The organism is Escherichia sp. E4930 (assembly GCF_005845405.1).
Classification (GTDB): Bacteria; Pseudomonadota; Gammaproteobacteria; order Enterobacterales; family Enterobacteriaceae; genus Escherichia.
The window spans coordinates 1-20,435 of record NZ_VCDZ01000028.1; the positions used below are offsets into that span (position 1 = coordinate 1).

Consider the following 20,435-nt stretch of genomic DNA (forward strand, 5'->3'; position numbering starts at 1 on the left):
CGGCATGGACTTTACCGGGCATCAGCACATACTGGCGCAGGACGTCATACAGCGGCTCCAGCAGTTCAGCAACGGCACCGGTCCAGCGACCCAGAGTGGCGCGGCTCAGCTCCACACCCTGACGACGGTATATCTCTGACTGGCGGTATAACGGCAGATGGTCTGCATACTTCCCGGTGACAACATGGGCCAGAAGCCCAGGTCCGGCATAACTGCGTGCAATGGGTTTTGAAGGCACCGGCGCCTGCACGATATGGTCACAACGGCAACAGGCCAGTTTCGGACGTTGTGTTTCGATAACCTTAAAGGCGCTGCTGATAAGCTCCAGTTGCTCTGACACATCACATCCCAGAGAACTGAGTTCACCACCACAGGCAGGACAGCATTCCTCTTCCGGCCGGATAACCCGGGTTTCACGGGGAAGTGAGGCCGGTAACGGTTTACGGGCTGAAGACTGGCGCAGGGCGGATGGCAGTACCGGGTCATATTGCTCACCCAGCGTTTCCGCCATTTCTTCCTGAAGTGCGCTGATTCGCTCCTGTGCTTCCTGTATCTGCCGTTCGGTTTTTGCACGAAGTTTTTCTGAGCTTTTACCGAACTGCATACGTTGCAGTTTCGCAACCAGCGCCTTCAGCCGGTTGATTTCGGAAGCATAAGCCGCCACCCGCTGTGAGAGCAGGCGGTTGTATTCAGCCATCTGGCGGATGGTGTCCTGTTGCGTCTGCAACAGTGCCCGCAGGCGGGCGTTCTCATGAGCAAGTGAGGTGTCCATATCCTCACTTTACAACGGGTTATATGCGGATTCCAGCGCGTTCCGTTCGTTTCGGGTGCTTCCAGTTGATACCTTCAAGATGTCAGCGCCAGTGATATAAGACGGTAATTCACCATTTGGATTGTCCGCTCCACCCAACATGTTGTTTCCTTAAGGTTCTCACACCAGAAAGGACATCAACATGCTGAGCAGAGAGGACTTTTACATGATAAAGCAAATGCGCCAGCAGGGCGCGTACATTGTCGATATTGCGACTCAGATTGGTTGCTCTGAACGGACGGTCAGACGCTACCTCAAATACCCTGAACCGCCAGCCAGAAAGACCCGCCACAAAATGGTTAAGCTGAAACCGTTTATGGATTACATCGACATGCGCCTGGCAGAGAATGTCTGGAATAGCGAGGTTATCTTCGCGGAGATTAAGGCAATGGGCTATACGGGCGGACGTTCCATGCTGCATTACTACATCCAGCCCAAACGTAAAATGCGTCCGTCAAAAAGAACAGTTCGCTTCGAAACTCAGCCTGGATACCAGCTCCAGCACGACTGGGGCGAAGTTGAGGTGGAGGTTGCCGGGCAACGGTGCAAAGTTAACTTTGCGGTTAATACGCTGGGGTTCTCCCGCCGCTTCCATGTCTTCGCCGCACCAAAACAGGATGCTGAGCATACCTACGAATCACTGGTTCGCGCCTTCCGCTACTTCGGTGGTTGTGTGAAAACGGTGCTGGTTGATAACCAGAAGGCTGCGGTGCTGAAGAATAACAACGGGAAAGTCGTGTTCAACTCCGGATTCCTGTTGCTGGCCGACCACTATAACTTCCTGCCACGGGCATGCCGTCCACGCAGGGCCAGAACAAAAGGTAAGGTTGAGCGGATGGTGAAATACCTCAAGGAGAACTTCTTCGTCCGGTACCGCAGGTTCGACAGCTTCACTCATGTTAATCAACAACTGGAGCAATGGATAGCCGATGTGGCTGACAAACGGGAACTTCGCCAATTCAAAGAAACGCCGGAACAGCGCTTCGCGCTGGAGCAGGAACATCTGCAGCCGTTACCGGATACGGACTTCGATACCAGTTACTTCGACATCCGCCATGTATCCTGGGACAGCTATATCGAGGTTGGTGGTAATCGTTACAGCGTTCCCGAAGCGCTGTGTGGTCAGCCGGTATCGATACGAATATCACTGGATGACGAGTTGCGGATCTACAGTAATGAGAAACTGGTGGCCTCACATCGCCTCTGTTCGGCATCGTCTGGCTGGCAGACTGTGCCGGAGCATCACGCCCCGCTCTGGCAGCAGGTCAGTCAGGTGGAACATCGACCACTGAGTGCCTATGAGGAGCTGTTGTGATGCATGAGCTGGAAGTCCTGCTGAGTCGCCTGAAAATGGAGCATCTGAGTTATCACGTTGAAAGCCTGCTGGAACAGGCAGCTAAAAAAGAGCTGAACTACCGGGAGTTCCTGTGCATGGCGCTACAGCAGGAATGGAACGGCAGGCATCAGCGCGGTATGGAGTCCAGGCTGAAGCAGGCTCGTCTGCCGTGGGTCAAAACGCTGGAGCAGTTCGACTTTACCTTCCAGCCGGGCATCGACCGTAAGGTTGTTCGGGAACTGGCTGGTCTGGCGTTCGTGGAGCGCAGCGAAAACGTGATCCTGCTGGGACCTCCTGGTGTCGGAAAAACTCATCTGGCCATAGCTCTTGGCGTGAAAGCGGTGGATGCGGGACATCGGGTACTGTTTATGCCACTGGACAGACTGATCGCGACACTGATGAAAGCGAAACAGGAAAACCGGCTGGAGCGTCAGCTACAGCAACTGAGTTATGCCCGGGTGTTGATCCTGGATGAAATAGGCTATCTGCCGATGAACAGAGAGGAAGCCAGCCTGTTCTTCCGGCTACTGAACCGTCGATATGAAAAAGCGAGCATCATACTGACGTCAAACAAAGGGTTCGCAGACTGGGGAGAAATGTTCGGAGATCACGTGCTGGCAACAGCGATACTGGATCGGTTGCTACATCACTCAACCACGCTGAATATCAAAGGAGAGAGTTACCGGTTAAAAGAGAAACGTAAAGCTGGAGTGCTGACCAAAAACACAACGCCAATCAGTGATGATGAAATGGTGAAAAGCGGACAGCATCAGTAACGAAAGTATTTAGCGGGCATGAAAATGGCAAATAACGGTCAAACATCGTGGCGTTGACAGATGACCTGGAAGAACAGTTTTGCTTCTTCCTGACTGAACGGCAGATAGCCTATTTCATCAATGATGAGCAGGCGGGGGGCCATTACTCCACGCTGAAGCGTCGTTTTATAACGGCCCTGACGTTGTGCCGTAGATAACTGAAGTAACAGATCTGCTGCTGTTGTGAAGCGAACCTTGATACCTGCACGGACTGCTTCATAGCCCATCGCTATTGCCAGATGGGTTTTCCCCACACCTGATGGCCCCAGTAATACGATATTTTCATTACGTTCTATGAAGCTGAGTGAGCGTAACGACTGGAGTTGCTTCTGCGGTGCTCCGGTGGCGAATGTGAAGTCATACTCTTCGAACGTTTTCACCGCCGGGAAGGCTGCCATTCGGGTATACATCGCCTGTTTACGTTGATGACGTGCCAGTTTTTCTTCATGAAGCAGATGCTCCAGGAAGTCCATATAACTCCATTCCTGGTCTACTGCCTGTTGTGACAGCGCAGGCGCTGCGCTTATAAGGCTTTCCAGTTGCAACTGCCCGGCGAGCGCCATCAGTCGTTGATGTTGCAGTTCCATCATCACGCCACTCCTCTGCAGAATGAGTCGTAGATGGAGAGTGGATGATGCAGGGGGTGTTTATCGAAGTTCACCAGATTTTCACCAGGATGCACGTCATACTCTTTTTTCTCCGGAGGCAGTGCCAGCATGGACTGCTGCTCTTCGAGCCAGCGATCGCAGGGACGGGCCTGGATTGTTTCATGCTTTCGTTGGTTAGCGACATCGTGCAGCCAGCGCAGACCGTGGCGGTTGGCTGTTTCAACATCGACAGTGATCCCCATCGGGCGCAGGCGAGTCATTAGTGGGATGTAAAAACTGTTACGGGTGTACTGCACCATCCGTTCCACCTTACCTTTAGTCTGTGCCCTGAAGGGGCGACACAGTCGGGGAGAGAAGCCCATCTCCTTGCCGAACTGCCACAGCGAAGGATGGAACCGGTGCTGACCGGTCTGATATGCGTCACGTTGCAGAACCACAGTTTTCATATTGTCATACAACACTTCGCGCGGCACACCACCAAAGAAGCGGAACGCATTACGATGGCAGGTCTCCAGCGTGTCATAACGCATATTGTCAGTGAATTCGATGTACAACATTCGGCTGTATCCGAGAACAGCAACGAACACGTGAAGCGGTGAGCGACCATTACGCATAGTGCCCCAGTCAACCTGCATCTGTCGTCCGGGTTCAGTTTCGAACCGAACGGCAGGCTCCTGCTCCTGAGGAACCGAGAGAGAACGAATGAACGCCCTGAGAATGGTCATTCCGCCACGATATCCCTGGTCTCTGATCTCGCGAGCGATTACCGTTGCCGGGATTTTGTAAGGATGAGCATCGGCGATGCGTTGACGAATATAATCCCGGTATTCATCCAGGAGTGAAGCAACAGCAGGTCGCGGTGTATATTTTGGCGGCTCAGATTTTGCCTGCAAATAACGTTTAACGGTATTGCGGGAGATCCCCAGTTCTCTGGCAATCGCCCGGCTACTCATTCCCTGCTTGTGCAGGATTTTAATTTCCATAACTGTCTCAAAAGTGGTAAGCGCCTCATCTGAACCGTCTGGTCTGTTTCCTCCGGCTCCACAAAAATAATGTCCATCATTTTTAATGGACACTATCGTATGGAATACCGGACCTGGATCACTGAAGCTTTACGTCTTCACTTTGAAGAACATTTACCACGGATTGTGGCCGGACGTCGCCTGGGCGTACCAAAATCAACTGTTTGTGGTATGTTCGTGCGCTTCCGCAAAGCTGGCCTTTCATGGCCTCTGCCCGCAGGTATGTCGGAGCGGGAACTTGATGCCCGTCTTTACGGGAATGCCTCCACAGTACCTGTCGTACTTACTGAAAGCACCGTTATGTCCGAAGTCCCGGTGGTAAAAAAACGTCCCCGGCGGCCTAATTTTCCTTATGAGTTTAAAATCGCCTTAGTGGAGCAGTCACTGCAGCCCGGAGCCTGTGTGGCGCAGATCGCCCGTGAAAACGGAATCAACGATAACCTGCTCTTCAACTGGCGCCATCAATACCGGAAAGGTGGCCTGCAGCCTTCCGGAAAAAATATGCCGGCACTGATTCCCGTGACGTTAACGCCGGAGCCGGATAATAAAATCCCGGCCCCCGCACAGGAACCAGAGCAGATAAATACACCGTCCGACAGTCTGTGCTGTGAGCTGGTTCTGCCGGCAGGAACCCTCAGGCTGAAAGGTAAACTGACGCCGGCGTTATTACAGACACTTATCCGCGAAATGAAAGGGAGCAGCCACTGATGATATCTCTCCCTGCAGGTTCGCGTATCTGGCTGGTTGCCGGTATCACCGATATGCGAAATGGCTTTAACGGCCTGGCCTCAAAAGTTCAGAACGTCCTGAAGGATGACCCGTTCTCCGGGCATCTGTTCATCTTCCGCGGACGCCGGGGTGACCAGATAAAAGTGTTGTGGGCTGACAGCGACGGACTGTGCCTCTTCACCAAACGCCTGGAGCGGGGCCGCTTCGTCTGGCCGGTCACCCGCGATGGAAAGGTTCACCTTACTCCGGCTCAGTTGTCCATGCTTCTTGAGGGCATCAACTGGAAGCACCCGAAACGAACGGAACGCGCTGGAATCCGTATATAACCCGTTGTAAAGTGAGGATATGGAGACCTCACTTGCTCATGAGAACGCCCGCCTGCGGGCACTGTTGCAGACGCAACAGGACACCATCCGCCAGATGGCCGAATACAACCGCCTGCTCTCACAGCGGGTGGCGGCTTATGCTTCTGAAATCAACCGGCTGAAGGCGCTGGTTGCGAAACTGCAACGTATGCAGTTCGGTAAAAGCTCAGAAAAACTTCGAGCAAAAACCGAACGACAGATACAGGAAGCACAGGAGAGAATCAGCGCACTTCAGGAAGAAATGGCGGAAACGCTGGGTGAGCAATATGACCCGACACTGCCATCCGCTCTGCGCCAGTCTTCAGCCCGTAAACCGTTACCGGCCTCACTTCCCCGTGAACCCCGGGTCATCCGGCCGGAAGAGGAATGCTGCCCGGCCTGTGGTGGCGAACTCAGTTCTCTGGGATGTGATGTGTCAGAGCAACTGGAGCTTATCAGCAGCGCCTTTAAGGTTATCGAAACACAACGTCCGAAACTGGCCTGTTGCCGTTGTGACCATATCGTGCAGGCGCCGGTGCCTTCAAAACCCATTGCACGCAGTTATGCCGGACCTGGGCTTCTGGCCCATGTTGTCACCGGGAAGTATGCAGACCATCTGCCGTTATACCGCCAGTCAGAGATATACCGTCGTCAGGGTGTGGAGCTGAGCCGCGCCACTCTGGGTCGCTGGACCGGTGCCGTTGCTGAACTGCTGGAGCCGCTGTATGACGTCCTGCGCCAGTATGTGCTGATGCCCGGTAAAGTCCATGCCGATGATATCCCTGTCCCGGTCCAGGAGCCGGGCAGTGGTAAAACCCGAACCGCCCGGCTGTGGGTCTACGTCCGTGATGACCGTAACGCCGGTTCACAGATGCCCCCGGCGGTCTGGTTCGCGTACAGTCCGGACCGGAAAGGTATCCATCCACAGAATCACCTGGCCGGTTACAGCGGTGTGCTTCAGGCCGATGCTTACGGTGGCTACCGGGCGTTATACGAATCCGGCAGAATAACGGAAGCCGCATGTATGGCTCATGCCCGGAGAAAAATCCACGATGTGCATGCAAGAGTGCCAACCGACATCACCACGGAAGCCCTGCAGCGTATCGGTGAACTGTATGCCATCGAGGCAGAAGTCCGGGGATGTACAGCAGAACAGCGTCTGGCGGCAAGAAAAGCCAGAGCTGCGCCACTGATGCAGTCACTATATGACTGGATACAGACCCAGATGAAAACACTGTCGCGTCACTCGGATACGGCAAAAGCGTTCGCATACCTGCTGAAACAGTGGGATAGCCTGAACGTGTACTGCAGTAATGGCTGGGTGGAAATCGACAACAACATCGCAGAGAACGCCTTACGGGGAGTGGCCGTAGGCCGGAAAAACTGGCTGTGTGTGTCACGAAGGAGTACTTATGGCAACAATGTGAAAATTGCAGCATAAGTTATCCATGCTCTGAGATGGGTGGAGGTGGGCCCTCCGGTCAGGGTTTACAGGAGCACTGACCAAACGACCCGGTGCTGCTTCATTCTAAGGAATGAGGTGGTGAGCGACTCGGGAAAAGGCAGAGATCTACTGTCACGTGGGGTTCGGGAAGCTGAACGAAAGTAAACTGTCCGATGAAGCATCGAAATCTTAGATGATGTCAAAATGGGGCCGTACAGCCGTCCCCTGATAAGCGCAGAAGACACCTGCTTACTGACTGCGCGGCATCCGGTGTGAAGGCAGCAGGATCCCGGGCCAGACCATCTCAGGGAACGTGAGAACCTGTTTCCGGCACGTATCGGGAAACAGGGGCGGACCCATTCGTAGTAGTGATGAAAGATCTGTAATGGGTCTGGAGCGAAGGGATGGGGATCACATTCATTGCAGAAGACACAACCCAAAAGGGGATGACGTAACTGATGCAACGAAAATCATTTGAAATACCAAAAGCACTGGTCTGGGCATCATATCTGGATGTGCGTCGCAACAAGGGAGCCCCCGGATGCGACGGGCAGACTTTGAAAATGTTCGACCAGCAACGTGATGGCAATCTATACAAGATCTGGAACCGGCTATGTTCGGGAACATGGTTTCCGCCACCAGTGCTGGAAAAACGGATCCCGAAGTCGAATGGCAAGGAACGCATTCTGGGGATCCCAACAGTATCCGATCGAATTGCTCAGGGAGCGATAAAACTTTTCATGGAAGAAAAGCTTGACCAGATTTTCCATGCTGATTCATATGGTTACCGACCAGGCAAATCAGCTCATGACGCTCTGAAACAATGTGCCATCCGGTGCTGGCGTTATAGCTGGATACTGGAAGTGGACATCAGTGCGTTTTTCGACCATGTGAAACATGATCTGGTGCTCAAAGCACTGGAACACCACGGGATGCCTAAATGGGTCATCCTGTACTGTCGACGCTGGATGGAAGCGCCAATGCAGAGTTGTGAAAATGGAGAATTAATAACCCGAACACGAGGCACTCCGCAGGGCGGGGTCATTAGTCCGCTACTTGCTAACTTGTTCCTTCACTATGCATTTGATTTGTGGATGGAAAGAGAATATCGGGGGGTACCGTTTGAGAGGTACGCTGATGATATTGTAGTACATTGTTCACGAATGAGTGATGCAACAAGGCTGAAGAACAGGTTATCGGAGCGCTTCTCGGAAGTCGGGCTGGTCCTGAATGCAGGGAAAACGAATATCGCCTACATTGACACGTTTAAAAGGAGAAACGTCGCAACGAGTTTCACCTTTCTCGGATATGACTTCAAAGTGCGTACGCTGAAGAATTTCAAAGGCGAACTGTACCGAAAATGCATGCCGGGTGCGTCAAATGCAGCAATGCGCAAAATAACAGAAACAATCAAGAAGTGGCGTATACATCGCTCAACAGCTGAGAGTTTGCTGGATTTTGCGAGGCGCTACAATGCGATAGTGAGAGGCTGGATCGAGTACTACGGAAAGTTCTGGTCCAGAAATTTCAACTATCGACTGTGGAGTGCAATGCAGTCACGTCTGCTCAAGTGGATGCAGTCTAAATACAGACTTTCGAACCGGAAGGCTCAGCGAAAGCTGACGCTGGTAAGGAAGGAGTATCCGAAGCTATTTGTCCACTGGTATTTACTACGTGCATCAAATGAGTGATCAAGAGCCGTATGACGCGAGAGTGTCACGTACGGTTCCGTGAGCAGCCGGGGAGTGAAATTCTCTCCGGCTGACTCGACTCGCGGGTTCTGACAGCGGTGGCGAACATGCGGCGGTGTTGTACTCGCTGATCGGCACATGCCGTCTGAACAATGTGGAACCAGAAAAATGGCTGCGTTACGTCATTGAGCATATCCAGGACTGGCCGGCAAACCGGGTACGCGATCTGTTGCCCTGGAAAGTTGATCTGAGCTCTCAGTAAATATCAATACGGTTCTGACGAGCCGCTTACCAAAAGTGACCATAAGCTCTCCTGAATCAGGAGAGCAGATTACCCCCTGGATCTGATTTCAGGCGTTGGGTGTGGATCACTATTGCACCGTTCGTGACAATAGTCACAAAACTGGATCGCCTCGGTCGTAATACAATGGATATCAGGAAAACAGTGGAGCAACTGACTGAATCTGGTATCAGGGTGCATTGCCTAGCATTAGGTGGTGTTGATCTGACCAGTCCGGCAGGAAAAATGACAATGCAGGTGATTTCAGCGGTCGCTGAATTTGAACGAGACCTTTTACTTGAACGAACTTATTCAGGGATAGCAAGAGCACGGGATGCAGGAAAACGTTTTGGTCGCCCACCGGTATTAAATGAAGAACAAACACAGAAGGTACTCGAACGCATTAAGTCTGGGGCAAGTATAAGTGCTATTGCCAGGGAATTCCGAACCACACGGCAAACAATTCTGAGAGTTAGAGCGAAACAGCAAACTGTTACTGTATAAAAAATAGTCTTAGCGTGGGATATTTTCCGTTTTCCAAGCGGACCCCATGTACCACAGGTACGATACAACCAGCAGCTAATAGCAAAGAGCATGTGCACCCATGCATGGTGATTGACTAATCATCATCGTGCACAAAAAGCTAAAAAAAATCCAAGGCGTCATTAAGTAGCGTGACATAGGACAGCTTGTATTTGTATCTGGACATATATTACGGAGAGCCAGGGAAACATTAAAACACACATCTTTGATTATGTACAAGTTCATCTGATGTAACTGAACACGGAAGCTATATTGTACTCGTGCAACGGGTTGTCAAGACGACAGTGTGGCAGTCGACAATGCCGGGGGCCCACAGGCCGCCCCCCTGCGGCTCGTGTTAAATTTGTTGTTATCCTGATTATACAATGAACACTCTAGCCCAGGTGACATCGAGTATCTGGATAAGTCAATAGGCCCGACAACACCTTATCTGGAGCTCGGGCCCATTTAAAGAAATGACCGGTTCGACGATCACGGGGTTTTGCGATCAGGTTAATTCGGCAGTGATAGGTACAGATACGATCCTCGTGCCAGCGGTAGTACTACGAACGATTGCAGAGACAACGATCGGATGGGCACTAACAGGTGAAGTAGTCTCATACGTTCCGAGATACTCGTCAGATATTATACCAGTCGATAGTAGGTATCGTACATTGTCATGCGCTCCGAACCTGATGCTGATGTGACCGGGTGTAGAGCTAACAAGAACAGTTAGGTTTGTTTTACAATCTGTATTCACAGGACACACAAGTGTAGTTGGGAGCGGGTTGATCGTGATCTCACCTTTTGGCGCGGTGATAGCCGTAAAGCGAAATGTTGTCGTGTTGATCGGGGAGACACCATAGGCTCGACCGAATCTTAACGAACACTCATAGGTGAATGGCGGATTACCGGTGACAGTTGCCCCCTTGCGTAACCAGACGGACCACATAAATGCCTGCAGGTCGGTATACTCTTGATGTATGTAATCTAATTTGGACCCGTTTAGTGGAAGCCAATAATAGTCAGTTGTCTCCGCAGTAACCATTAACCGGGCCTCGAGACTAGAGGAGGACCACCCATTTGTTGCGCAGTTAGGATCAGTGCTGAAGTAGTCGAAATACCGATCAGCCACAGGGAAGTGAGTTTTGGAAATTAGGTGTCCGTCACGATATCCATCTTCAGAGAGAGTATAAGTCCTTGTTCGTTGGTCCGAGTACGGCCCGGTAGAGGTCTCTGACATCTCGATCCCGGTTACTACATACGTTTGATCGTTCGCCCAGCTGTGCGGCACCGTTATCATTAGTAGCAGGTATGCCCATTTCATATATGATTACCAAGTAGATCATGATTTATCGAGGCTGAAGCCACCTGACGTCCAGCCCATAATGTCCATCGTGCCTCATACTGTTGCACCCGCTGACGGACAGCCTCTTCAGACAATCCTTTTCTGCGGGCCTGCTCCTCAAGCCGCAACCGACGTGCACGATGGTTCTCTTTTGCACGGGGAGCTATTCCGGTGGGCCCCGTTGCATCAAACCAGACACCCAGCCAGTCAAAACCGCGTTCAGTCCGACCGACCTGTGTTTTGTCCGGATGGCATTCAAAGCCGGTGTCCTCAAAGTAATCATGCAGCCGTCTGACAGCGCGCCGTAACGGCCAGCGCCGCGTGGACAGAAAAAGAAAATCGTCCATATACCGGACATAATAAATATCCTCCTGACGGCTGAAGGCCGAATCTACATACCACAGGAATGATGCCCCCAGGAGAGGGCTCAGGGCGCTGCCGCGACACATACCGCCCTGTGGTGTAAAAAACTCACCGCCGTGTTCGACGGTGTACCAGATGTACTGTTTAATAATGTTCTGCAGCACCGGCGAACGGACAAAACGGCATACGTGGTGCCAGAGCTGCTCTTTCCGGATATGCCGGTAATACCCCCGGATATCTGTCCGCCAGACAAAGCGTGCCCCCTGTGCCAGCGTTTGCGTTATTTCTGCCAGCGAGTCCCGACCGCCCCGGTGTCCTGCGGTATGGACACACCGGCTCTGCAGGGGCAACAGGTCCTTTATTTCCAGGGCCACCCACTTCATCACCATGGCATCAGCGGCCGACCACAGAACGATATCGTCCTGTTTTCCGGTCCGGATAAGCTGTGGTGGTAACAGACGATATTCACCATTATCCACCTGTTGCCATATACGCTCCGGATACATGCCCCGGTGAAAACGCAGGTGCCATATATCGGCGTTATGCGATGCCCGACGTCGCTGGCGATATATCCAGTCAATGGCGGCCACTCTCCGCTCAGCTGTGGTATGGGAAATGACCATTGCGTATTCCGGTGTTGTTCAGTTGCGATGTGTTAACTGAGTGAACAGAAAAAAAAAACGGGTATGACGGAGACCGGATACACCCCAGAGAAGAAACCGGAATACCGGTTGCCCGAACAGACGGGGATAAAGGGAGTATTTTTCTTATTGCAGGACGGAGCGGCGGAAAAGCAGAGTGCCGGGCACAGATTATCGGCCCTGGCTTGGCTTGGCTTGGCTTGGCTTGGCTTGGCAACATTGTAATGTTGGGGTTAATTAAAAGAAATAATATCCACAAAAAAATTTAGTTAATAATAAATAACTTTATAAGTTACAGGCAACAAAAATCAATAAGGTAAATGAAGATTTACATATTTTATATATTTTATATATTTTATATATTTTATATCATATTCCGAAGATTATCTGCGCCAGAGGAGTTTTCTGAATTCGTATAGTATGTATGGCCTCTGCCCATCGATATTTTGGCACAGAAACTTACAGGATATATCGAGTAGGCAGCCTGGCGGCTGCGGCTTGTCATGGCCTGAAATTACCGTTATAAAAACAGACAATGTCACTGTCTTTCAGGTGGTTATACGACCCGTTCAGCTAAACCCCGTAAACGAAAACCCGTACCACAAAGAAGCAAACTTCCCCGCTATGTTGTGAAACTTCATCCAGATGATTTTTTTGACGAAGAAGACGCAGAAGTTCTGCGCTTTGATAGTTTTGACGATGCTGTTGAGTGCTGCGCAGACCTTAATATTCCCTTCTTTGTGGATGCCGGAAACAAAAAGCTGGTCTTCTGGTTTGGTTCGTGTTGATGACGAAGGGTATCCGGAAATTGCCCGCTGCACGGAGCGGGAGTTTGCGACCATTCTTGCCAGTATCAGCGCCGGCGGCCTGTACTGCCCGGAGTGCGGCACGGTTCACTGGCCGGACGGAGTCACCCCACCCTTCTGATGCTTCCTCGTTTTGCCGATATCTTTCAGCAGGGAAACCGCTGGCTTAACTGGCTGGAGAAACAGCCGGAAGGTTCAGTGCGTCCGGTGGTGATTGAATCAGTGACAAAACTCAATAGACAGCGTGAATATCGATGGTTGCGCCACAGGCCTGAGCATATTTTGTCAAAGTTTTCATACTGGCCCCTAAAGGATTACTTTCCAGGCGACTGATGGCTGACGGGCGTAACCCCATTCGTTCGGCCAGCGCTGACTTTGTTAATCCCGCTTTTTCTCTCATTTCGTATAACATTTCTACCATCTCCAGTTCTTTATCGGCATCTTCATACCCTTTGACAGCTTCTGGAGTATTAAGCAGTTTTTGCTTTACCAGGCTGAACGGAACACCTTTTACTTTCATCATTTCATCTCCTTCAGGCGCATCCTGGCGATTTCAATAGCTTTCGCTGGTGTCTTTTGCGTCTTTTTCACAAATGCATGCAACAGATAGATTTCATTACCCGTTGCATAAGCGTACAGTGTTCTTGCGATATTTTTATCCCCGACTCTCAGTTCAAAAAGCCCTCCGCCAATTACACGGCTGTGAGGCATTTTCATTTTGTTACCTTCCTGTTCCAGCCGTTCAATCAGTCTGGTCATACGACCACGCAGATTGTCTGGTAATTCCAGCAGTTCATCCAGTGCGGCTGGGTGAGTAATCACATTAAACATATTATAGCCTCCAGAATGACAAAATACACCAAAACAGGAAAATTGCGCAAACAGCAAATTTCATCAATAAATGAAAATACACTCTGGGTTCGGAGGGGGCACTGGAGAAGAGGGATTTTTTGATGCCGCGCCAGCGGCATGTAAGGCGGCACGCTGTGGTTACATGTGATACCGGAGTAAAACCGCCGAAGCCCGGCGTAAGCCGGTACTGATTGATAGATTTCACCTTACCCACCCCCGGCCCTGCCAGACCATACCCGCTTTCAGCCATGAGAGAGCTTTTGTGCGCGGTCGGAGTGGTCCCGACGAGGGTTTACCCGAAGTCGGGGCGTATCTCCGCGTTAGCGGGCCGTCAGGGCCGCTTACGAGCGTGTACTGAGGACTTTCAGCCAGAATACTAACAGTCATGATGGAGTATAGTTACAACATTCATAATTAAAAGCGACTCTGTTCCGGCCCTTTGGGCCGGGGCGGGGCCGCTTTTCAGTTATGAGGGAGGGGCTTTGTGGTTTCAGTTCTGCGCTGGACCGGGGTTTTTCCGGGGTCTGTTTTTGCATGTTGTAACTAAATTGGCTCCGGTCGGGGCCCGCCGCTTGCGGTGGGAGGTGCATATCTGTCTGTCCACAGGACAGACACTGAATAGGTTTTCTTTTTAAATGAATGTAATTAGGTAGTTTAAAGGAGATATAAACTGGTGTTTAAAAGATACATTGCACCCTGTAAGGCTGTCGGCTGGCGCTTTATGACATGAACGGTTGTAACCTTATGGGGAAGTCCCTTGCAGTTAAATGTGGATAAGCAAAATTCCCCGTCTGTGGGAGGTGTTTTGCATCAAAAACAGGGGGAACCGGATGCACCTGAAGGTGGATGATGAGATTGTTTTTTGTATGCAGTGCTGCTTTTTTGTTCGCTGACAGGCTTCAGGCGTGCGAATGCCTCCGGCGCGGGCCGGATTATTCAGAAGAAGTCACTTTCAGGGGGAGGCTGTGGCCAGCCGGCTGTAATTACGGTTACGTGACAGAATCATGCGCTCCTTCACACGACGTTCCACTTCGCGTTTTACCGCCTCACGATTAGCTGTAAAGCGCCCTTCCGAGATTTCACGCGTCAGCTGTCGTTTCACCAGGGTGACGATATCCTGACGTTCCCTGTTCGCATCACGACGCGCCCGGGCACGTTTTATTCCCCGGGACTTAAGCTCTGTCTGGTAACTGCGGAAACGCTCACGGACAAAACGCCAGGCTTTCGCTATCAGTTCATCCATACCCAGGGTATCCAGTCCCTGCTTTTTACGCTGTCTGTTTTCCCATTCCACACGGCTTCGGCGTGCGGAAGCCACCGCATCCTCAGACACATCGAGGGCGGCAAACAGCGCCGGTGTGAACGTGATATCAGTCGGAACGTAGCACCCGATAAGCGGATCATATTCCGTCTGGTAGGTAATCAGCCCCAGCTCTGCCAGGAACGTCAGGGCACGGGTGGCACGGGTGATGGAAAGTGTACCAGCATCAGACTCCGTCGCCAGTCCGCACTCAATGGCCAGTGTGGTGATGGAGCACTGGACACGATTGGCCAGCGGATCATAGTGAAAACAGAGCCCCTGCAGCAGCGCATCAATGGCCCGGCGACGCAGTACCGGTGGCATGCGCCGACGCAGGCCCTTCGAACGGGCATGTGCCACATGAATGGCGAAATCAAAACGGGAAGTGAAGCCTACCGCCTTTTCCATCAGCTTCTCGCAGAACGGCAACGTCCGGGCGCCTTCACGGGGTGTGAACTCCGGATTAGGGTTCTTTACCTGGCGGTAATAAGTTTGTTGAAGATCAGTCACACCATCCTGCACTTACAATGCGCAGAAGGAGTGAGCACAGAAAGAAGTCTTGAACTTTTCCGGGCATATTACTATACTCCCCGCATAGCTGAATTGATGGCTATGCGGTTTTATGGGGCCCCGGTAATCTTCTTCGTCGCCAAACATAGAAAGATTATCGGGGTTTTCGCTTTTCTGGCTCCTGTAAATCCACATCAGAACCAGTTCCCTGCCACCTTACGGCGTGGCCAGCCACAAAATTCCTTAGACGATCAGTAATCTAGCACTGACAGAAAAAACTAGCACGAATGTGATCCCATCACATCATATTCCGGTGACAGGCCTCTTTCTCGATAAGCCTTTCTATCAACTCTGCCTGAGTTACACCTTCCGCTGCACACAGACTGGTAAGGTAGTTTTTCAGTTCTGGTCTGACGAAAACTTTAATCTCTTTACATACAGATCGTTTGCGCGCAGAAGCTGCTCTCTGCCGCTCTGCTTCACTCAAAGGTTTACCCTTTCGGTATGCTCGTTTTGCGCCAGATGAGGAAGTCACTGCATTTTCTGTCTGCGACATCTCGCCTCCTCAATTCTCAAACAGGGATCGTTTCGCAGAGGATACTACAGTTTTTTGAGATCAGCGACTTGAAAGTTGTGACAATGCTCTGTGTTGGCGCACAAATCATGTCTGATTACGACCGTTTAATGTGATTTTGATAATGAAATGACGAAAAAACAGAAAATAACTAAATATGTGTGCCGGCCCCGGGCGGGATCGGCGATTTCTGAAATGTGAAAGCTAGTCCGAGGGACTATCGATTTACATCATTATAAAGCTACGCCCAATAAAATTGCGTAACATCAAATTTTATAAAACAAGGTATCAGGTGCCACAACTGACTGAACAAAACCAAAATGCTCATAAAAAACTCTGGCGTCATCATCAATTGCATGAACCATAACAGCCTTAATGCCAACCTGTTCAGCCAGATTGGCAACCCGATGAATGGCATCACTCAGCAGCCATTTACCGAAACCATGTCCCTGAGTACAAACATCGACAGCCAGACGCCCTAAAAGAACAACAGGTACAGGATTGGGCATATTATGGCGCAAACTGCGCCCAAGCTCGGCATGTGTGACAGAACCAGTAGCTAATGAGTAATACCCCACAACACGTAAAGTATCCTCCAGACAAATGACGAACGTGCGGGAAGCATTGAGCATCTGGTTTTTCATAGCCCGACCACGCAACCAGTTACTTAACACCTCATTCCCACAGTCAAATGGCTGAAGTATATGCTCATCTGTCAGCAATGCCGGCGCGGTGACATTTATTTCCATTCAGGCTTTACCGCCATCAGACGTTCACGCCCTTCAGCATTCTGTACAGGAGCTTCCAGTTGCGTAATAAACGAATCATAACCTTCGTTATCCAATACAAATAAACGTTGATCCAGAATGATGTTTTTAGCTTCCTGGTAAGCCAGTTCAATGATGAAATCGGTACGATTCTTATTGACCAGGCTCGCAGCATAATCAATAACGGCTTTTTCCTCATCAGTTGCCCGGATGTTAATCTGATTTTCTCGCGGTATTTTACGGACGCTTGCTGCAGTGGACATAAAACCCCCATTGGTAACGATTTGCTATACAATGAATGTTATCGCAAATGGTAACAGATCGCTATACAAAATCACTTGCAGGAAAAATAATCCCTGATAAAAACAATGACAGAGACTTGAAAAGTGTGACAATGATCTGTGTTGGCGCACAAATCATGTCTGATTACGACCGTTTAATGTAATTTTGATAATGAAATGACTGAAAAGCAGGAAATGCCTTAACCAGGATGCCGGCCCCGGGCGGGACCGGCTGTTTCTGGCATTTCGGGTGTCTGCCCCTGAAATACCTCACACTTCCGGAAAGCGGGGACTTCCGTCCCCGCCCGGCAGCTTACTTCCGTGCTTCGTAGGCCAGAGTTACCTGCACCACTGTATTTCCCCTGTGAATATTCAGCTCACATAACCGTTCTCTGAATATCAGTGAAAAACACAACACCGTGGCGCACACGGCGAGCAACCCGATAAGGGCATATTTCGTCATAAACTTTGACCTCTCTGCAAGGAAGAGGCTACAATCAGTAGTGTTAAGGTACTTCATGCAGACCTCACTCGTTAATGGATTAACGAGTGGGGTCTTCGCATTTCTGGAACCTGCGTCTTGCCTGAACCAGAAAGGCTCAGACACCCGCAGCGATAGTACCACACTTCAGCCCGTCGGTTAATTATCTGATAACCTTAATAATCATCAGCATTTCCCGAATTGTTCCATATCTGTTTGTACGTAAAATCCCGTAATAAAAGATAATAACGATATTGCTCGTTATCTATCAGGTAGCTGTAACTTTCTGTTTTCACTTATTTTTACGAGAGTTGATAGTATGGTTAACGCAATTTACCTGGCCTATTTTCTTATCGCCATTCTTAATACATGGTTTCTGGTGCAACAAATTAAAACCAGAAAAACACTGGCTATATCTCATGAATCCTCAGCACTGCTAAAAGAAACCAATATTAATATCGGACTTTCCGTATTAATTTATCTTGTTGATATTATGTTTGTATATATGACAAATGCCATTCACTAAATAATACCGAAAACGCCGGGGGCGGGGGAAACTTGCTTTTTCCCGTTCCCGGGGTTGGACAACTGAGCAACGCGAAGGCGTCAGTGATGCATCAGTAACTTCCGTACCACCAGTCATCCTCACTTTTTTCCAGAAGAATGGTGATACTCCGGACGTCATCCGGCAGTATTTCCCTGCAGAATCTGGCCGGTAGCGTAAACGTGCCCGAAGACAGCCTTACCCCTTCTTCACAGGAGTCCGTCAGTTTCAGCCTGATTTTCCGGATTTCTGAATCAAGTTCAGCAATAATAAATTCCTGCTCCCCCCGAACGGCAACCGTCACATAACACCCGGCAGAGCCTGAGTCTGTTCGTCTTATCGATAACCGGGTCTTGCTTGCATATCTGTACGGCGCTTTCTGTCTTGTCATGGAAATAAATGCCATTATTGATTTTCGACCTTTCTGTTTTTATAAATAAAATAAATATCATTTTATTTTATTCTGGCAGTCTTACCAGATGATTTTATTCCCCTGAATTTTCACTACCCCGCGACGGACCAGTTCATCCCGGATACCTCTGGTCAGGGCATCACGCCATTCACCGCGCATCTGTGATTTTAAATAATTATTAAATGTCTCTTCTGTTACCGGCATATTACGAACCTCCCGCGCTGCCTGTTGAATTTTGTTTGCCCACCGGATAACGATATCCATGTCGGGTGCAGCCATCTTTACTGATGACGCCTTATCCGGGGAGACGCGACGGCAGCGAACCCCGCGCGCCTGCAGTGTCCGGACAATACCGTCATATCCCTTGTCAGCGGAAACAATATGGTATTCCTTCTCCGGCCCGTAGTGGCATACACACTGCCCCAGCTCCAGCACCAGATGAAAATCAACATTGTTCCTGGAGACTTCGCTGACATGCCGGAGTGTGACTTTTACTGCTTCAGGGAAAGCGTTTACTGGCAGTGCCACATTATTCTGTTTCGCGCCGGTAAATATAATTAACTCCGTATATATATCTAAGGGAACTTCTGTCAGATTACTGCAGTTCTCGTAATCGATAAAGGCAATCACCTGTTGCTTCTCTGATTTTCCGGTCGCCATTTTCTCTTCCTGATTAACAGACTTCACAACCAGATAAAAGAGTCATAAATAACACTTAACATCGCCTGATATTAACAGCCGGGCAACGTGATGTTATTATTTTGCTCTCCTTACTGAATGCATTTGTCCCTGACAGGACAACGTTGACCGTCACATGACGGTCTTTTTTTATCCATCTGACAGTTTATGGTCACAAAAACATTCTGACAGATATTAACCACGTAATGACTGTGTGTTATCTTTCTTCCCGCAATCTCCCGGTATTAACCGGTGGTAGCTTCACAGGGTAGATGTACAGGGCATTCATTCAATGCCAGTGATACGTCATGAATGATTTTTGACCTCCTCCGCTCTGGGGAGGTCTTTTTTTTACCATTTTTTCATTATCCTCGCCCCCCGGCGGCGCTGGCAGTGTTCAGCTCTCTGTCGGGCAAACTGCTGCCAGTCTGTACGGGGCGCCACACGGGCAGCCAGGAGCCATGCTTCAGCGGCATCCTTCCAGAATCCCCTGAGTTCCAGACTGACGGCACGGCTTCCGGTGCGCTGGTAACGCCAGACCTGAGCGTCCCGTGAATGGCTTCTGAATCCGTCCATTTGTATCTGTCCTCTCTTTCCCCTGTCAGTATTTCTGTGTTAAATAATTCACTGAACTGACTTCCTTCGGGTAGGAAGTTGTTTCCTTTTAAGCCTTATTGTTTGCCTCCCTGCTTCTGAGGGAGGCTTTTTTACTGTTTATCCAGCACGGCCTGAAGTTCGGCTTTTCTCCGGTTCTGGCGGCGAATTTTCTCCAGACGCTCTGCCGCATACGCTTCCTCCTCCTGAGAGATATGCTCCGTAACATACCCTTCCGTGTCATATCGGCAGGCTCCGGCTTTCATTGCGCCAAGATAGCATTCTGAGCGGGTAATGGCTTTCAGCGCCCGGCGCAGTTTTTTATGCGAGAGCGGGATATTCCGCTTTGATACGTCTTCCAGTAACACGTCCCGGATACCGCAGGCCAGAAGCCGGGGGGTGTCACCGTCAAATAATCCCGGCCACCAGGGCTTCAGGGTGTTCACGGCCTCATCCAGCGTGGGCAGGGTCAGATAAATGGACAGCGCCTGTCTGGCCTGCGCTTTTTTAGCCGCCAGCTCTGCTTCCCGGGCCGCTTTCTCCGCCAGCTTCTGCTTTTTCACCTTCCATTTTGGTGGCGTGGTGACATTGATGATGGTTTTCCGGCTGCGGACAGGTGTTGTTCCCTCTGTTTTCCGCTTCAGTGTCAGTACCGGCCGTTTCTGCTCTGTCATTTGCGAAT

At 50.4% G+C, this 20,435-nt stretch carries 19 protein-coding genes and 8 pseudogenes; 11 read left to right on the forward strand and 16 right to left on the reverse strand.

Annotated features, from left to right (window positions below; genetic code table 11):
- Positions 1–772: pseudogene (locus FFT88_RS21515) on the reverse strand (IS66-like element ISCro1 family transposase); the annotation flags it as partial.
- A gap of 181 nt (positions 773–953) precedes the next feature.
- Here FFT88_RS21515 and istA (FFT88_RS21520) point away from each other — a divergent pair.
- Positions 954–2,126: an IS21-like element IS21 family transposase gene (istA, locus tag FFT88_RS21520; protein WP_135403535.1), complete on the forward strand. Its 1,173-nt coding sequence runs from the start codon at positions 954–956 to the stop codon at positions 2,124–2,126.
- Positions 2,126–2,923 carry an IS21-like element IS21 family helper ATPase IstB gene (gene istB, locus FFT88_RS21525; RefSeq protein WP_000544830.1) on the forward strand — a complete coding sequence of 266 codons (798 nt, stop codon included), beginning with the start codon at positions 2,126–2,128 and terminating at the stop codon, positions 2,921–2,923. Before istA (FFT88_RS21520) ends, istB (FFT88_RS21525) begins: the two co-directional genes overlap by 1 nt.
- Before the next feature lie 44 nt (positions 2,924–2,967).
- Here istB (FFT88_RS21525) and istB (FFT88_RS21530) read toward each other — a convergent pair.
- Positions 2,968–3,555: pseudogene (istB, locus tag FFT88_RS21530) on the reverse strand (IS21-like element helper ATPase IstB); the annotation flags it as partial.
- Positions 3,552–4,553, reverse strand: a complete 1,002-nt coding sequence (gene istA, locus FFT88_RS21535) for an IS21-like element IS100 family transposase (protein ID WP_021570412.1) — start codon at positions 4,551–4,553, stop codon at positions 3,552–3,554. The gene istA (FFT88_RS21535) and the pseudogene istB (FFT88_RS21530), both read right to left, overlap by 4 nt.
- A 69-nt stretch (positions 4,554–4,622) precedes the next feature.
- Between istA (FFT88_RS21535) and tnpA the strand changes: the two genes are divergently transcribed.
- The 3 genes and pseudogenes from tnpA to FFT88_RS21550 form a co-directional block, all read left to right on the forward strand.
- On the forward strand, positions 4,623–5,300 hold the full coding sequence (gene tnpA, locus FFT88_RS21540) for an IS66-like element accessory protein TnpA (RefSeq protein WP_135403536.1): 678 nt from the start codon (positions 4,623–4,625) through the stop codon (positions 5,298–5,300).
- Positions 5,300–5,647: an IS66 family insertion sequence element accessory protein TnpB gene (tnpB, locus tag FFT88_RS21545; RefSeq protein WP_000624622.1), complete on the forward strand. Its 348-nt coding sequence runs from the start codon at positions 5,300–5,302 to the stop codon at positions 5,645–5,647. The genes tnpA and tnpB overlap by 1 nt, the downstream gene beginning before the upstream one ends.
- 19 nt (positions 5,648–5,666) lie before the next feature.
- Positions 5,667–7,055, forward strand: a pseudogene (locus FFT88_RS21550) (IS66-like element ISCro1 family transposase); the annotation flags it as partial.
- A 358-nt stretch (positions 7,056–7,413) separates the two neighbouring features.
- Here FFT88_RS21550 and FFT88_RS25685 read toward each other — a convergent pair.
- Positions 7,414–7,751 (reverse strand): annotated as a pseudogene (locus FFT88_RS25685) (hypothetical protein).
- On the opposite strand from FFT88_RS25685, the pseudogene ltrA reads away from it, so the two are divergent.
- From ltrA to FFT88_RS21570, 3 pseudogenes are all read left to right on the forward strand, one after another.
- Positions 7,658–8,800 (forward strand): annotated as a pseudogene (gene ltrA / locus FFT88_RS21560) (group II intron reverse transcriptase/maturase); the annotation flags it as partial. The pseudogenes FFT88_RS25685 and ltrA overlap by 94 nt on opposite strands.
- Positions 8,801–8,882: 82 nt before the next feature.
- A pseudogene (locus FFT88_RS21565) lies at positions 8,883–9,062 on the forward strand (IS66 family transposase); the annotation flags it as partial.
- A gap of 129 nt (positions 9,063–9,191) precedes the next feature.
- Positions 9,192–9,584 (forward strand): annotated as a pseudogene (locus FFT88_RS21570) (recombinase family protein); the annotation flags it as partial.
- Positions 9,585–10,925: 1,341 nt separating this feature from the next.
- On the opposite strand, the gene FFT88_RS21575 reads toward FFT88_RS21570, so the two are convergent.
- A complete protein-coding gene (locus FFT88_RS21575) occupies positions 10,926–11,936 on the reverse strand; it encodes a reverse transcriptase domain-containing protein (RefSeq protein ID WP_135403539.1) in 1,011 nt (336 codons plus the stop codon).
- A gap of 702 nt (positions 11,937–12,638) precedes the next feature.
- Between FFT88_RS21575 and FFT88_RS21585 the strand changes: the two genes are divergently transcribed.
- Both FFT88_RS21585 and FFT88_RS21590 read left to right on the forward strand, forming a co-directional pair.
- A complete protein-coding gene (locus FFT88_RS21585) occupies positions 12,639–12,881 on the forward strand; it encodes a hypothetical protein (RefSeq protein ID WP_138352547.1) in 243 nt (80 codons plus the stop codon).
- Positions 12,881–12,994, forward strand: a pseudogene (locus FFT88_RS21590) (IS91 family transposase); the annotation flags it as partial. The gene FFT88_RS21585 and the pseudogene FFT88_RS21590, both read left to right, overlap by 1 nt.
- Here FFT88_RS21590 and FFT88_RS21595 read toward each other — a convergent pair.
- The 8 genes from FFT88_RS21595 to FFT88_RS21650 all read right to left on the reverse strand — a co-directional run bounded on the left by FFT88_RS21595 (position 12,993) and on the right by FFT88_RS21650 (position 17,507).
- Positions 12,993–13,280, reverse strand: coding sequence for a helix-turn-helix transcriptional regulator (locus FFT88_RS21595; protein WP_024195838.1), 288 nt, complete (start codon positions 13,278–13,280; stop codon positions 12,993–12,995). The pseudogene FFT88_RS21590 and the gene FFT88_RS21595 sit on opposite strands and share 2 nt — an antisense overlap.
- Positions 13,280–13,591 (reverse strand): type II toxin-antitoxin system RelE/ParE family toxin, encoded by a 312-nt coding sequence (locus FFT88_RS21600; protein ID WP_135403540.1) that lies wholly within the window; start codon positions 13,589–13,591, stop codon positions 13,280–13,282. Before FFT88_RS21600 ends, FFT88_RS21595 begins: the two co-directional genes overlap by 1 nt.
- 973 nt (positions 13,592–14,564) lie before the next feature.
- Positions 14,565–15,422 carry an incFII family plasmid replication initiator RepA gene (repA, locus tag FFT88_RS21620; RefSeq protein WP_135403543.1) on the reverse strand — a complete coding sequence of 286 codons (858 nt, stop codon included), beginning with the start codon at positions 15,420–15,422 and terminating at the stop codon, positions 14,565–14,567.
- Positions 15,415–15,489, reverse strand: a complete 75-nt coding sequence (gene tap, locus FFT88_RS21625; RefSeq protein ID WP_001365705.1) for a RepA leader peptide Tap — start codon at positions 15,487–15,489, stop codon at positions 15,415–15,417. Before tap ends, repA begins: the two co-directional genes overlap by 8 nt.
- A gap of 231 nt (positions 15,490–15,720) precedes the next feature.
- The gene (locus tag FFT88_RS21635) at positions 15,721–15,978 is read right to left on the reverse strand and encodes a replication regulatory protein RepA (RefSeq protein ID WP_135403544.1); all 258 of its coding nucleotides are present in this window, start codon (positions 15,976–15,978) and stop codon (positions 15,721–15,723) included.
- Positions 15,979–16,262: 284 nt separating this feature from the next.
- The gene (locus tag FFT88_RS21640) at positions 16,263–16,745 is read right to left on the reverse strand and encodes a GNAT family N-acetyltransferase (RefSeq protein ID WP_001558270.1); all 483 of its coding nucleotides are present in this window, start codon (positions 16,743–16,745) and stop codon (positions 16,263–16,265) included.
- Positions 16,736–17,026 (reverse strand): DUF1778 domain-containing protein, encoded by a 291-nt coding sequence (locus FFT88_RS21645; protein WP_135403545.1) that lies wholly within the window; start codon positions 17,024–17,026, stop codon positions 16,736–16,738. The genes FFT88_RS21640 and FFT88_RS21645 overlap by 10 nt, the downstream gene beginning before the upstream one ends.
- 331 nt (positions 17,027–17,357) lie before the next feature.
- The gene (locus tag FFT88_RS21650) at positions 17,358–17,507 is read right to left on the reverse strand and encodes a Hok/Gef family protein (protein WP_001312851.1); all 150 of its coding nucleotides are present in this window, start codon (positions 17,505–17,507) and stop codon (positions 17,358–17,360) included.
- Positions 17,508–17,844: 337 nt separating this feature from the next.
- On the opposite strand from FFT88_RS21650, the gene FFT88_RS21655 reads away from it, so the two are divergent.
- A complete protein-coding gene (locus tag FFT88_RS21655) occupies positions 17,845–18,051 on the forward strand; it encodes a hypothetical protein (protein WP_033549320.1) in 207 nt (68 codons plus the stop codon).
- Between the two features lie 490 nt (positions 18,052–18,541).
- On the opposite strand, the gene FFT88_RS21665 is transcribed toward FFT88_RS21655, so the two are convergent.
- From FFT88_RS21665 to FFT88_RS21675, 3 genes are all read right to left on the reverse strand, one after another.
- Complete coding sequence (locus tag FFT88_RS21665; RefSeq protein ID WP_135403546.1) at positions 18,542–19,141, reverse strand: PIN domain-containing protein; 600 nt, start codon at positions 19,139–19,141, stop codon at positions 18,542–18,544.
- 369 nt (positions 19,142–19,510) lie between these two features.
- Positions 19,511–19,735: an ANR family transcriptional regulator gene (locus FFT88_RS21670; protein WP_135403547.1), complete on the reverse strand. Its 225-nt coding sequence runs from the start codon at positions 19,733–19,735 to the stop codon at positions 19,511–19,513.
- Positions 19,736–19,866: 131 nt separating this feature from the next.
- Positions 19,867–20,427, reverse strand: coding sequence for a fertility inhibition protein FinO (locus FFT88_RS21675; protein ID WP_135403548.1), 561 nt, complete (start codon positions 20,425–20,427; stop codon positions 19,867–19,869).
- Positions 20,428–20,435: the final 8 nt, after the last annotated feature.